Source organism: Yersinia antarctica (genome assembly GCF_056636475.1).
Genome location: NZ_JBSJQF010000001.1, coordinates 2,560,474 through 2,573,436, shown reverse-complemented (window position 1 = coordinate 2,573,436; position 12,963 = coordinate 2,560,474). Strand labels below are relative to the sequence as shown.

Genomic DNA, 12,963 nt, shown 5'->3' with positions numbered 1-12,963 from the left:
GAGCTGCCCTTACAGTAACGATTTAAGCAAACTTATTTGAACAAGTCAGCGCTAACACTCAGGTTACCACCACTTTGGTTCTGCCACTGGCGAGTCACATGGTAATACTTCGCACCTTTTGCCGCAGCACGTTTAGCCACTTCATGAGATACGTCAGTCATGCTGTTGTAGTGACCGCTAAAGGTAATAGAATCAAACGGCACCATCTGTGCGGCTGTCGTGTTATTCAGCTCCTGAATTTGAGTACCATCATTCAGGGTGACAGTGTAACGTTTACCGGTTGATGATTGCGTTTCGAAGAAACGGCCCACATCAGCACTTGGCGTACCTGAAGAGGCAACACCTGGGATTTCAACGTTGGCAGCAGCTGCGCCACCGGCAGCCAGTGCCGCACGACCAGCATCAGAATCGGCAGGAATAACATCCGGGCTCTGGACAACACGTTTTGCCGCATCTGCTTTATAAACATATGCCGTAACAAACTGGTTGCCGCCTTGGTTTGCATCAACCTGACGTACGATAAAGAAGGAGTAAGCCCCTTTCTCTTTTGCCGCTTTTGAAATGGCATCGTTGATATCAGGCTGGCTGCGGAAGAAGCCACTAACAGAAACGGTATCATAAGGCTGAAGCGCGTAGGCTTCTGCTTTTGGCAATTCTTTCACATCATTAAAGACGCGATACTGGGTTTCTTTGCTCACTTCCGCGGCATCGTTATGATAAACATCGGCCGTTACACGCCAGTTGCCGCCATTATTGTTGCTGTTGATATCCTGAATATAGAAGGAGTCTGCACCCAATTTGTCAGCACGGCGGGATACCGCATCCGCTGCTTCATTTATTGCATTAAATCGGCCAGTAATAGTAATGCGATCAAATGGCTTAATGGCTGCTGCTTGCTCAGGCGCGAGTTCTTTTGCCGCTTGTGCAGCAGAAAGCGCGGTGAGTGATAGCAATGCCGATGCGATGATCGTGTATTTCAGCTTCATAAAAAATCCTTTCGCCTTGCGCATTAACGTTGATACGTGCGGAACAATTGATGTGTAACAGAATAGCAGATGATTATTACATGTAATAATGGCGGGTGTCTCAGCAATTTATATGACTTAGTATATCAATTCTGAAGATTAGCCCGCCGGTACTTTACAGCAATAATAGGGATAAGCTTTACGAATAATTGCTTTAACGTCATAAGTGCTGATTATTTACATTTTGCTAACCTGATGCCGCGCCATTACTGGGCTGCCTCATTATTGTCCGGCTTGTTATTTTGGTGCAAAGTTGCAGGACAAGCCGCTAGTAAATATTATTTTTGTAGTGAATTATAGAGAGTTCTTTCCGCCTGCCAGTTTTAGTGCAAAAACTGCACCAGAAGCACACACAGATATGGATCATCAGTCACATTTTCAGTAGGTTATAGGGAGCTGTAGCAACGCAGGTTTATCAGTAACCAAATAGAACTGAAGCATACCCAAATTAGTGGGTGTTGCCGGTAGGCTGCAAGCAAACGAATCTCACGTCAGTGGTTCGGGTGAGTGTAAGTCGCTAACGTCCCAGCAACGCCGAGTAAGATGGATATGGCAATACTCATCATCAAAGACAGGTAAAAAGGGAACATTATGCGTATTGGTGTACCAAAAGAGCGGTTGGCCAATGAAGCCCGTGTTGCAGCAACGCCGAAAACGGTGGAACAACTGCTGAAATTAGGCTTCACCGTGGCGATTGAAAGTGGAGCTGGTCACTTAGCCAGCTTCGACGATGCGGCGTACCAGGAAGCGGGTGCCACCATTACGGATACCACCGATGTGTGGCAATCCGACCTTATCCTCAAAGTGAATGCGACCCTTGAGGAAGAAATTAGCCTGATGCGTGCTGGGAGTACGTTAGCCAGTTTTATCTGGCCAGCTCAAAACCCGGAATTACTGCAAAAGTTAGCGGAGCGTCAGGTAACCGTATTGGCCATGGATTCAGTGCCGCGCATATCTCGCGCGCAATCGATGGATGCGCTCAGTTCAATGGCCAATATAGCCGGCTATCGTGCCATTGTTGAAGCTGCCCATGAATTTGGTCGCTTCTTCACTGGGCAAATTACGGCCGCGGGTAAAGTTCCACCGGCGAAAGTGGTAATTATCGGGGCTGGGGTTGCAGGTTTGGCAGCCATCGGGGCGGCAGGGAGTATGGGTGCTATCGTGCGTGCATTCGACACCCGCCCAGAAGTAAAAGAACAAGTTCAGAGTATGGGTGCTGAATTCCTTGAGCTGGACTTTGAGGAAGAAGCGGGCAGTGGTGATGGTTACGCCAAAGTGATGTCTGACGCTTTTATCAAAGCCGAGATGGCACTGTTTGCCGCTCAAGCTGCTGAAGTGGACATCATTGTTACCACTGCACTGATTCCGGGTAAACCTGCTCCTCGGTTGATCACCAAAGAGATGGTGGCATCCATGAAGTCGGGCAGTGTGATTGTTGACCTGGCCGCGCAAACCGGTGGTAACTGTGAACTGACCGTCGCCGATAAAGTGACAGTGACAGACAATGGCGTAAAAATTATCGGCTATACCGATCTACCCAGCCGTTTACCCACACAGTCATCGCAACTTTACGGAACCAACTTGGTTAACTTGCTGAAATTACTCTGTAAAGAGAAAAATGGTGAGATAGATATTGATTTCGAAGATACCGTGATTCGCGGTGTAACCGTGGTCAAAACCGGTGAAATAACGTGGCCAGCGCCGCCTATTCAGGTATCAGCACAGCCTCAGGCGGCTAAAGCTGAACCTATTGTGAAAGAAGACGCCAAGCCTAGCTCGCCATGGCCGAAATACATCATTATGGCACTGGTCGTTGTGTTGTTTGGCTGGTTAGCAAATGTTGCTCCGAAAGAGTTTTTATCTCACTTTACGGTCTTTGCACTGGCGTGCGTAGTGGGTTATTACGTGGTGTGGAACGTCAGCCATGCACTACATACACCTTTAATGTCAGTCACTAACGCCATTTCAGGCATTATTGTCGTCGGTGCATTATTGCAGATTGGCCATGGCGGTTGGGTAAGCTTCTTATCCTTTATTGCCGTACTGATTGCCAGTATCAACATTTTTGGTGGCTTTACGGTCACCCAGCGCATGCTGAAAATGTTCCGTAAAAACTGAGTGGTATAAAACTCGGTGGGTATAAAAATAATGTCACACAAAAATATAGGGGTAACTGATGTCTAGTGGTCTCGTTACAGCTGCGTACATAGTTGCTGCGATTTTATTTATTTTCAGTTTGGCTGGGCTGTCGCGCCACGAAACATCCAAACAAGGTAACACTTTCGGTGTGACCGGTATGGCCATCGCGCTTATCGCCACCATCCTTGGGCCGGATTCAGGTAATGTTGCCTGGATCATCATTGCCATGGTGATTGGTGGCGCAATTGGTATCTATCTGGCGAAGAAAGTCGAAATGACTGAAATGCCAGAACTGGTTGCCATTTTGCACAGTTTCGTCGGTCTGGCAGCCGTTCTGGTTGGCTTTAACAGCTATCTGGATCACGGCCCGGTGGTGATGGACGCGGTGATGGTTAATATCCATCTGACTGAAGTCTTCTTAGGTATTTTTATCGGGGCAGTAACATTCACCGGTTCTATTGTTGCCTTTGGTAAGTTACGCGGGATTATCTCATCCAAACCACTGATGTTGCCACAACGCCATAAGTTGAATCTGGTGGCACTGGTTGTGTCATTCCTGCTGATGATTCTGTTCGTCAAAACCGACAGCGTTAGCTTACAAGTGGTCGCGTTGTTATTGATGACGGTGATTGCTTTGGGCTTTGGCTGGCACTTGGTGGCATCTATCGGTGGTGCTGACATGCCGGTTGTGGTCTCAATGCTGAACTCCTACTCCGGTTGGGCTGCGGCTGCGGCAGGTTTCATGTTGAGCAATGACCTGTTGATTGTAACGGGTGCCTTGGTCGGTTCTTCCGGTGCTATTCTGTCTTACATCATGTGTAAAGCGATGAATCGCTCATTTATCAGTGTGATCGCCGGTGGCTTTGGTACTGATGGTTCTTCAACCGGTAATGCTGAAGAAATGGGTGAATACCGTGAAACCACGGCTGAAGAAGTGGCTGACCTGCTGAAAAATGCTAGCTCAGTTATCATCACTCCGGGTTATGGCATGGCAGTGGCACAGGCACAATACCCCGTCGCTGAGATTACTGCAAAACTACAAGCGCGGGGCATCAAAGTCCGCTTTGGTATTCACCCGGTAGCTGGGCGTTTGCCAGGTCATATGAACGTGTTATTGGCTGAAGCCAAGGTCCCTTATGACGTAGTGCTGGAAATGGATGAAATCAATGATGATTTCCCAAGTACTGATGTCGTGTTGGTGATTGGTGCCAACGATACGGTTAACCCAGCAGCACTTGAAGACCCGCGTAGTCCGATTGCCGGCATGCCGGTGTTGGAAGTATGGAAAGCGCAAAGTGTTATTGCCTTTAAACGTTCAATGAATACCGGTTATGCTGGCGTGCAAAACCCATTGTTCTTTAAAGAAAATACCCAAATGTTGTTTGGCGATGCTAAAGACAGCGTAGAAGCAATTTTACGCGCATTGTAATTCGTTATTACGAATCGCAGATCAAGGGCCACCTATTTGGTGGCCCTTCTTTTTGATTTAATCAATGGGTGATGTCAGACAAGGGTTATTCAATCTCTTCCAGATCTTCATGGCCTTCTATCGGACAGGTAAATCCTTCGGGTTTAATTGCCAGTAAGTCACACTTAAGATGGTCGATCACATGTTCGGTAGTATTCCCAATAAAGGCGGCAGATAGCCCAGTACGCCCCAAGGTACCCAGAACAACCACCCCAGCCCGCAAGTGTTCAGCCAAATCAGGGATAACCTCTTCAGGGAGACCTTTTTCAACATGGGTGAATTTTTCATCAATGCCAAATTGCTGGCGTAATGCTTTCATCGCAACCAAATGCTGACCACGAATGGCATCGTTATAGACGCTCGGGTCAAAATCAGGCAATTCAATGGCGATATTAATTGGGGTTACCGGGTAGGCGCTGATCAGATGCACTGGCGTTTGATTGACATGTTCGGCTAACTCTCTGGTCTCTTTGACCAAACGGAGATTTAGTGGGTCATGGAGTGGATCTTCACTTGAGAGGTTAACGGCCACCAGCGCTGTGGCGCCTTCCGGCCAAGGTTGATCTTTCACCATCCAGACTGGGCATGGGCACTTACGCAATAAATGCCAGTCGGTTGGGGTAAAGATAATCGACTCCAGGCGGTCGTGTTGATGCGCCATTTTTAACAACAAATCGTGCTTGGCGTTCAGGATTTCCTGAATAATGGCCTCATAGGGCCGATTATGCCATACCACTTTGATTTCAATTGGAATACCGGCATCAAGATAAAAGCGGCATTGCTCGCTTATCCATGCGGAACGTTGGCTGATAACCCCTTTACGCATTGCGGTACGCTCATCAGGCGACAGCAGGGTGGTCATATCATATGACAGATCATAAATAGCCAAAAATGCTTTGATTGTGCCGCCATTGCGCTGCACAAGGTAAACTGCACGTCTTAGTGCAGGTTGATCATCCTGATTGGGGTCAATAGCAACCAGAATATTCTGATACTTTGCCATAGAGTCTCCTTACAAACGTGAATTAACAGTATGTTAGTTAAAGAGTAAACCATGAAAGGGAAACAGGATAGGTGGCTGGGGGAAGCAGACCAATAAATTTTCAAGTTGCAGATTTGCTGACGGCTTGTGTTACTCGGTCGATCCTCAGACCTGCTCTCTACGAGGCCGTTACTTACCGCCTTCCTGCAACTTGAAATCTATCGGGTATTTATTATTCTGGTTTTGATCAGGTTACAGACTTGGTCTTGGATTACCCGCCAGTTTGGCCAGAGCTTCGGTATTCTCGATAGTAATGTACTTACCTTTCACACTCAGAATATCGCTTTTCTGGAAACGGCCCAGTAAACGGCTGATGGTTTCTACCGTCAGACCTAAATAGTTACCAATATCACCACGGGTCATCGTCAGGCGGAACTCACGTGGAGAGAAACCACGTTGAGCAAAACGGCGAGACAGATTATAGATAAAGGCCGCCAGACGCTCTTCTGCATTCTTTTTGGAAAGTAGCAAAATCATATCTTGGTCACCTTTGATCTCACCACTCATCAGGCGCATCATCTGCTGGCGCAGATTTGGCATTTTGCCGGATAAATCGTCCAACGTATCAAACGGGATTTCACAAACCATGGATGTTTCCAGAGCTTGTGCGAAGCTCGGATGCTGCAAATTGCTGATAGCGTCAAAACCGACTAAATCACCCGCCAGATGGAAACCGGTGATTTGCTCATCACCTTCTTCGGTAATGGTGTAGCTTTTAATGGTCCCGGAACGGATGGCATACAGGGATTTGAGTTCATCACCCGCTTTAAACAGCGCCTGTCCTTTCTGAATAGGTTTCTTCCTTTCAATGATATTGTCGAGCTGATCCAGCTCGTTTTCATTTAAGGTAAACGGAATACAGAGCTGGCTAATACTGCAATCCTGACAGTGAATTGCACAACCACCAGACTGGATACGTCGGATTACGCGTTTTTCCGGGATCATAGGGTATTCCCATTAATATTGATATGCGTCAATTTTAACATCTTTTCTTGCGTCTGATAAGAGCAACAATAGTTAGCGTGCTAAAAGATAACCCTCATGCATTAATAACCAGCGTTTTCTCTCCACTCCACCGGCATATCCTGTCAATGCACCTTGTTGCCCAATGACCCGATGACAAGGGACAACAATTGAAATAGGGTTCAATCCATTCGCCATCCCGACAGCCCGCGAAGCGGTAGGGCGGTGCCCCATTCCCGAACGAAACGCAACAAACCATCATGCGTTATGCAGCGAGTAGATACTCTAAAAATACCTCATTCGGTGAGCTGTATTCCAGAGATTTGCGCCCCCGAGTGTTGAGGATGTGCTCCAGTCTCGCAATATCTTCATCGCTGACGCCATTAAAATCGGTTCCTTTCGGATAAAACCGCCGTATCAGACCGTTGGTATGCTCATTCAACCCCCGCTCCCAGGAATGATAAGGCCGGGCAAAGTAAACCTTTGCGCCCGTTACCTGAGTGATGTCCTTATGTTTCGCAAACTCGGGTCCGTTATCTGCCGTCAGGGTTTTAAACTCACAGAAAGTATTCGCCACGATGTCCCTGAACGCTTCCACGACGCTCTCAGCGCACTTATTGGGGAGTTTACGGATAATGACCTGCTTTGTGGCTTTGTCCACGACCGTCAGCAGGAATGACTTCTGGTCTTTGCCAAAAATCGTATCGATTTCAACATGCCCGGGAACCTGTTTGAGTTCAGCCTCAGCAGGCCTGTGCTCAATGCCAACCCTGTCCGGGATGGGCGTGCGTCCGGGCTCACCCGTATCATAGCGATAGCGTTTACCCCGGTGAGGGAGCTGAAGGTAAAGCTTACCGCCAGCCTGTCTGTCCGAACGGATATAGCGGTAGAGGGTATTTTTGCTGACGGCGATATCAAACTGGATTTTCAGTCTCCCACAGATAACCTCAGGGGAGGTATGTACAGCCAGCGCCTGCCGGAGAAAGTCTTGTGTCTGCTGGCCCAGAGGGACACAGGCATTGTGTGCCGAGGTGGCGCCCCGCCGTTGTCTGGCTAAGGCATCAGCGCGTCTGGAGGAGTAAAGTCCGTTGAAGGCGGGGTCCGTATTACGTCTGAGCTCCCGGCTCAGGGTAGAGCGAGAGACGCCGAGCTCTCTGGCAATGCAGGACTGATTAACGCCTTCAGCTTTTCGTTTTTCGATGTAAAAGCGCTCATGCTGAGTCAAATGTTTTCCCTTCATGCAACAGGGTCTCCGACAGGGTCAATACGGCTATTTTATCCGTACCTGACCGGTGGGTCACTTTGTTGCATTTCGTTTGGGAATTGGCGGCAGCCGTGGCTTTTCTGGTTGGAAAAGACGGTGGCTGGATTAATGGGCAAGTTTTACGCGCCAACGGTGGCCTGATTTAGCCTGTGGTGAACGCGTGGAAAGGTCAGGGGAGCCTGCATTGTCAGAGATAACAATTAATCGCGACTGTCATAAAAGCGTCATTCGCTTGTTCTAGTATCCGTTGTAACCAATCAATACAAATTGTATTACTGTTTTACAACAAGGAATTATACCGATGCAGAACCGCGTATCCACTTTGTCCGGCATAGCGTTATCCAGTCTGATACTCACCAGTTCATTGTTTACACCGAATGCTGTTGCTTCCGCCACTGGCTTATATGACCGTAGCGCCAAGGGAGATGTCACTCAATTTGGCGGGGCACGACGTTTGACCGGTGATCAGACACAGGCTCTTCGTGATTCGCTTTCCAATAAAACCGTAAAGAATGTCATTTTACTGATTGGCGATGGTATGGGCGATTCAGAAATCACCTCAGCACGTAACTATGCTATGGGGGCCGGTGGTTTCTTTAAAGGAATTGATGCGTTACCACTGACAGGGCAATACACGCACTACTCATTAGATAAGAAAACGCAAAAACCGGATTACGTGACTGACTCAGCTGCCTCCGCAACAGCTTGGTCCTCAGGTGTAAAAACGTATAACGGCGCGCTGGGTGTTGATGTGTTCGGAAAAGATCACGTCACCTTGTTGGAGTTAGCGAAGAAAGCCGGTAAAGCAACTGGTAACGTTTCAACTGCTGAACTGCAAGATGCCACTCCTGCGGCACAGTTTGCTCACGTAACTGGGCGAAAATGCTATGGCCCGGAGGAAACAAGCGAGAAGTGCAGTAGCAATGCGCTGGAAAAGGGTGGGCGCGGTTCAATTACTGAGCAGATGATTGCCGGGCGCGCGGATGTCACATTGGGTGGTGGCGCTAAATCATTCAGCCAAGTCGCTAAAGCCGGTGAATGGAAAGATAAATCTCTGCGTGAACAAGCCTTGGCTCGAGGTTATGTTATTGTCGAAAATCTTGACGATCTGAATGCAATAAAGCAGGCAGACCAACAAAAACCGCTATTAGGGTTATTTAGCCCAGGTAACATGCCAGTACGTTGGCAGGGGCCGAAAGCGTCTTATCATGGCAATTTAGATAAGCCGCCGGTAGTTTGTGAAAACAATGCCGAGCGTACTAAAGATATTCCAACCTTGGCAGTGATGACTGAAAAAGCAATTGACCTGCTGAAACATAACGAAAAAGGATTCTTCTTACAGGTTGAAGGGGCATCCATTGATAAACAAGACCATGCGGCGAATCCTTGTGGTCAGTTCGGTGAAACTGTCGATTTGGATGAAGCAGTACAAAAAGCACTGGAGTTTGCGCGTGCAGAAGGTAATACCTTGGTTATTGTGACGGCAGATCACGCGCATTCCAGTCAAATTATTGAAGCAGATGCAAAAGCTCCTGGCTTAACACAAGCGTTAACCACGAAAGATGGCGCAGTTATGGCGATAAGCTATGGCAACTCTGAAGATGATTCTCAAGGGCACACGGGTACCCAATTGCGCATAGCAGCTTACGGACCACATGCGGCAAATGTGGTTGGTCTAACAGACCAAACCGACCTGTTCTTTACCATGCGTGATGCTATGGCGATTAAATAAGTCACGATACACCTGTTACAACACAATTCGCTGAATAATCCCGGTGCAATAATGGCCGGGATTTTTAGTTTCTGTTAGCTACGATTATATCCATCCTCTAAATATCACTGATTTACATTATCATTTCTTACCAATTGTTATAATAATAACATTTTAATTCATGCCAAACTCCTGTCTTTCCCATGCTGTGTACTTCAATTGCTGCGATCTTTGTCACACACATAACATTTGTCAGCTGATAATGTTATTGCAATAACATTACGTGGTAAAAATTAGAATAAAGGGGTTAACAATGGATATTGCAGTAATTGGTTCCAACATGGTTGATCTGATCACTTATATTGATGAAATGCCACAAGTCGGGGAAACATTGGAGGCACCAAATTTTGAAATTGGGTGCGGCGGTAAAGGGGCCAATCAGGCGGTTGCCGCTGCCAAGTTAGGTGCCAATGTGATGATGGTCACTCGGGTTGGTGATGATCTATTTGCGGAAAATACCATAAGGAATCTACAAAAAGCTGGGGTTGATACCCAGTATGTAAAAGCAGTTACAGGGGCCTCGAGTGGTGTGGCTCCGATTTTCGTCGATAAATCATCACAAAATCGAATTTTGATTATCAAAGGCGCTAACAATCATTTGTTACCCGCGGATGTCGATGCTGCTGCTGATGCGCTCAAAGCTTGCCAATTGATTATTCTACAACTCGAAATTCCGCTGGAAACGGTCTACGCCGCTATCGACTTTGCCCGCCAGCACCAGATTAAAGTCATTCTTAATCCAGCCCCCGCATCTAAAGCATTGGATATCGGCTATGCATGTCAGTGCGAGTTCTTTATGCCAAATGAAACTGAGCTCGCGATTCTGACCGGAATGCCAGTTGATAGTCTGGATAACATTTACCGTGCAGGGCGCAGCTTATTGGATAAAGGGTTACATAACCTGATCATTACTTTGGGGCATCGCGGATCATTATGGATGCACGGTGAACACATTGACCATGTGCCACCGGTTAGTGTCCACGCCATCGACACCAGCGGCGCAGGTGATGCTTTTATTGGTTGTTTTGCTCTTGAATATGTCCAGCACGGCAATATATTAAAAGCGATGGAAATGGCTTCTGCTTTTGCAGCCTACAGTGTCACAGGAAAGGGAACCCAACGTTCTTATCCTGATGCGTCGCAATTTATTGATTTTTTAAAGACCCTACACCAAGGAAAATAAAATGCGCCTTAATACCGTTCAACTGCCAGATGGCTATTTAAATAAAACACCGTTATTCCAATTTATTTTGCTTTCCTGTTTATTCCCGCTCTGGGGATGTGCAGCCAGTCTGAATGATATTTTAATCGCCAATTCCCAAACGAAATGCAACAAAGTGACCCACCGGTCAGGTACGGATAAAATAGCCGTATTGACCCTGTCGGAGACCCTGTTGCATGAAGGGAAAACATTTGACTCAGCATGAGCGCTTTTACATCGAAAAACGAAAAGCTGAAGGCGTTAATCAGTCCTGCATTGCCAGAGAGCTCGGCGTCTCTCGCTCTACCCTGAGCCGGGAGCTCAGACGTAATACGGACCCCGCCTTCAACGGACTTTACTCCTCCAGACGCGCTGATGCCTTAGCCAGACAACGGCGGGGCGACACCTCGGCACACAATGCCTGTGTCCCTCTGGGCCAGCAGACACAAGACTTTCTCCGGCAGGCGCTGGCTGTACATACCTCCCCTGAGGTTATCTGTGGGAGACTGAAAATCCAGTTTGATATCGCCGTCAGCAAAAATACCCTCTACCGCTATATCCGTTCGGACAGACAGGCTGGCGGTAAGCTTTACCTTCAGCTCCCTCACCGGGGTAAACGCTATCGCTATGATACGGGTGAGCCCGGACGCACGCCCATCCCGGACAGGGTTGGCATTGAGCACAGGCCTGCTGAGGCTGAACTCAAACAGGTTCCCGGGCATGTTGAAATCGATACGATTTTTGGCAAAGACCAGAAGTCATTCCTGCTGACGGTCGTGGACAAAGCCACAAAGCAGGTCATTATCCGTAAACTCCCCAATAAGTGCGCTGAGAGCGTCGTGGAAGCGTTCAGGGACATCGTGGCGAATACTTTCTGTGAGTTTAAAACCCTGACGGCAGATAACGGACCCGAGTTTGCGAAACATAAGGACATCACTCAGGTAACGGGCGCAAAGGTTTACTTTGCCCGGCCTTATCATTCCTGGGAGCGGGGGTTGAATGAGCATACCAACGGTCTGATACGGCGGTTTTATCCGAAAGGAACCGATTTTAATGGCGTCAGCGATGAAGATATTGCGAGACTGGAGCACATCCTCAACACTCGGGGGCGCAAATCTCTGGAATACAGCTCACCGAATGAGGTATTTTTAGAGTATCTACTCGCTGCATAACGCATGATGGTTTGTTGCGTTTCGTTCGGGAATGGGGCCTTTATTGTATCCGTGATTTTGTTCATGTGCCGGGCGCAAAGCAAACGGTTTAGTAATATTTGGGATTCCGGGCACTCATCGCCCCGAAAAGTTCCATCTAACGTCTTAAAACCATTAATTATTATAATGTTAATATATAAATCAAGGAGCATCACGAGATCTTTTCGTCTCCCAGAATTTTATAAACCGTGGAGCGGGCAATTCTGAGTTGACAGGAAATTTCCGTTGCACCAGTGCCTTTCTGGTGAAGCATCAGCACGGCGTCCCTGTCCACGGTACGTCTGCGGCCAAATTTGATGCCTTTCAGCTTGGCTTCCTGTCGGCCTTCATTCGTGCGCTCTAAGATCCTTCTGCGTTCGGCCTGTGCTACGGCTGACAGGATGGTAACCACCATTTTCCCCATTTCACCGTCAGTGCTAATCCCGTCGTCAATAAACCGTACAGCGACCCCCTGAATATCGAACTCTTTTATCAGATGGATCATATCGGCAGTGTCGCGGCCAAGCCGGTCGAGTTTTTTGACCAGGATGACGTCACCTTCCTCCACCTTCATACGCAGCAGATCTAGCCCCTCTCTGTCAGTATGGCTACCCGATGCTTTGTCGGTAAAAATGCGGTTGGCTTTCACCCCTGCCTCTTTAAGCGCCCGTATCTGAATATCGAGGGACTGCTGGCTGGTTGAGACCCGCGCATAACCAAAAGTTCGCATAAAATGTACCCTAAATCGAATATCAGACATGATGTGTATATTATGCCAAAATTACGATTTAATAGACACACAGATAAACCCGTTTTACTGTGTCTGATAATTTATAATATTTCGGACATCTAGTTTATGTAACACAGACTTAACATGCAGAGGGAATTATGCATAAAGGT

10 protein-coding genes and 3 pseudogenes are annotated in these 12,963 nt (G+C 47.7%); 7 read left to right on the top strand and 6 right to left on the bottom strand.

Annotation, left to right across the window (positions count from 1 at the left end):
- Positions 1-32: 32 nt before the first annotated feature.
- On the bottom strand, positions 33-986 hold the full coding sequence (gene ydgH, locus ACWJJO_RS11875) for a DUF1471 family protein YdgH (RefSeq protein ID WP_083158798.1): 954 nt from the start codon (positions 984-986) through the stop codon (positions 33-35).
- A 630-nt stretch (positions 987-1,616) separates the two neighbouring features.
- Between ydgH and pntA the strand changes: the two genes are divergently transcribed.
- Together pntA and pntB are read left to right on the top strand one after the other, a co-directional pair.
- Positions 1,617-3,143: a Re/Si-specific NAD(P)(+) transhydrogenase subunit alpha gene (gene pntA, locus ACWJJO_RS11870; RefSeq protein ID WP_481091047.1), complete on the top strand. Its 1,527-nt coding sequence runs from the start codon at positions 1,617-1,619 to the stop codon at positions 3,141-3,143.
- A 58-nt stretch (positions 3,144-3,201) separates the two neighbouring features.
- A complete protein-coding gene (gene pntB, locus ACWJJO_RS11865; RefSeq protein ID WP_083158801.1) occupies positions 3,202-4,593 on the top strand; it encodes a Re/Si-specific NAD(P)(+) transhydrogenase subunit beta in 1,392 nt (463 codons plus the stop codon).
- 85 nt (positions 4,594-4,678) lie between these two features.
- Here the strand turns inward: pntB and uspE are convergent, their stop codons facing one another.
- From uspE to ACWJJO_RS11845, 4 genes and pseudogenes are all read right to left on the bottom strand, one after another.
- Positions 4,679-5,635 carry a universal stress protein UspE gene (gene uspE / locus ACWJJO_RS11860; RefSeq protein ID WP_083158802.1) on the bottom strand — a complete coding sequence of 319 codons (957 nt, stop codon included), beginning with the start codon at positions 5,633-5,635 and terminating at the stop codon, positions 4,679-4,681.
- Between the two features lie 231 nt (positions 5,636-5,866).
- Positions 5,867-6,619 (bottom strand): FNR family transcription factor, encoded by a 753-nt coding sequence (locus tag ACWJJO_RS11855; RefSeq protein WP_004390269.1) that lies wholly within the window; start codon positions 6,617-6,619, stop codon positions 5,867-5,869.
- A 72-nt stretch (positions 6,620-6,691) separates the two neighbouring features.
- Positions 6,692-6,865, bottom strand: a pseudogene (locus ACWJJO_RS11850) (methylated-DNA--[protein]-cysteine S-methyltransferase); the annotation flags it as partial.
- 37 nt (positions 6,866-6,902) lie between these two features.
- Positions 6,903-7,877 carry an IS30 family transposase gene (locus ACWJJO_RS11845; RefSeq protein ID WP_481090692.1) on the bottom strand — a complete coding sequence of 325 codons (975 nt, stop codon included), beginning with the start codon at positions 7,875-7,877 and terminating at the stop codon, positions 6,903-6,905.
- Between the two features lie 80 nt (positions 7,878-7,957).
- Between ACWJJO_RS11845 and ACWJJO_RS11840 the strand changes: the two are divergent.
- From ACWJJO_RS11840 to ACWJJO_RS11820, 5 genes and pseudogenes are all read left to right on the top strand, one after another.
- Positions 7,958-8,047, top strand: a pseudogene (locus ACWJJO_RS11840) (3-ketoacyl-ACP reductase); the annotation flags it as partial.
- Positions 8,048-8,202: 155 nt separating this feature from the next.
- Positions 8,203-9,633, top strand: a complete 1,431-nt coding sequence (gene phoA, locus ACWJJO_RS11835) for an alkaline phosphatase (protein WP_442820877.1) — start codon at positions 8,203-8,205, stop codon at positions 9,631-9,633.
- A gap of 292 nt (positions 9,634-9,925) precedes the next feature.
- Positions 9,926-10,855 (top strand): ribokinase, encoded by a 930-nt coding sequence (gene rbsK / locus ACWJJO_RS11830; protein WP_481091046.1) that lies wholly within the window; start codon positions 9,926-9,928, stop codon positions 10,853-10,855.
- Position 10,856: 1 nt separating this feature from the next.
- Positions 10,857-10,982, top strand: a pseudogene (locus ACWJJO_RS11825) (hypothetical protein); the annotation flags it as partial.
- An 88-nt stretch (positions 10,983-11,070) separates the two neighbouring features.
- The gene (locus ACWJJO_RS11820) at positions 11,071-12,045 is read left to right on the top strand and encodes an IS30 family transposase (RefSeq protein WP_481090619.1); all 975 of its coding nucleotides are present in this window, start codon (positions 11,071-11,073) and stop codon (positions 12,043-12,045) included.
- A 190-nt stretch (positions 12,046-12,235) separates the two neighbouring features.
- Here ACWJJO_RS11820 and ACWJJO_RS11815 read toward each other — a convergent pair whose 3' ends face one another.
- Positions 12,236-12,793 carry a recombinase family protein gene (locus ACWJJO_RS11815; RefSeq protein ID WP_481091045.1) on the bottom strand — a complete coding sequence of 186 codons (558 nt, stop codon included), beginning with the start codon at positions 12,791-12,793 and terminating at the stop codon, positions 12,236-12,238.
- Positions 12,794-12,963: the final 170 nt, after the last annotated feature.

Bases quoted from the DNA above. Each gene is read 5' to 3' on its own strand.
- ydgH (WP_083158798.1), bottom strand. From the start codon at position 986: ATGAAGCTGAAATACACGATCATCGCATCGGCATTGCTATCACTCACC.
- pntA (WP_481091047.1), top strand. From the start codon at position 1,617: ATGCGTATTGGTGTACCAAAAGAGCGGTTGGCCAATGAAGCCCGTGTT.
- pntB (WP_083158801.1), top strand. From the start codon at position 3,202: ATGTCTAGTGGTCTCGTTACAGCTGCGTACATAGTTGCTGCGATTTTA.
- uspE (WP_083158802.1), bottom strand. From the start codon at position 5,635: ATGGCAAAGTATCAGAATATTCTGGTTGCTATTGACCCCAATCAGGAT.
- ACWJJO_RS11855 (WP_004390269.1), bottom strand. From the start codon at position 6,619: ATGATCCCGGAAAAACGCGTAATCCGACGTATCCAGTCTGGTGGTTGT.
- ACWJJO_RS11845 (WP_481090692.1), bottom strand. From the start codon at position 7,877: ATGAAGGGAAAACATTTGACTCAGCATGAGCGCTTTTACATCGAAAAA.
- phoA (WP_442820877.1), top strand. From the start codon at position 8,203: ATGCAGAACCGCGTATCCACTTTGTCCGGCATAGCGTTATCCAGTCTG.
- rbsK (WP_481091046.1), top strand. From the start codon at position 9,926: ATGGATATTGCAGTAATTGGTTCCAACATGGTTGATCTGATCACTTAT.
- ACWJJO_RS11820 (WP_481090619.1), top strand. From the start codon at position 11,071: ATGAAGGGAAAACATTTGACTCAGCATGAGCGCTTTTACATCGAAAAA.
- ACWJJO_RS11815 (WP_481091045.1), bottom strand. From the start codon at position 12,793: ATGCGAACTTTTGGTTATGCGCGGGTCTCAACCAGCCAGCAGTCCCTC.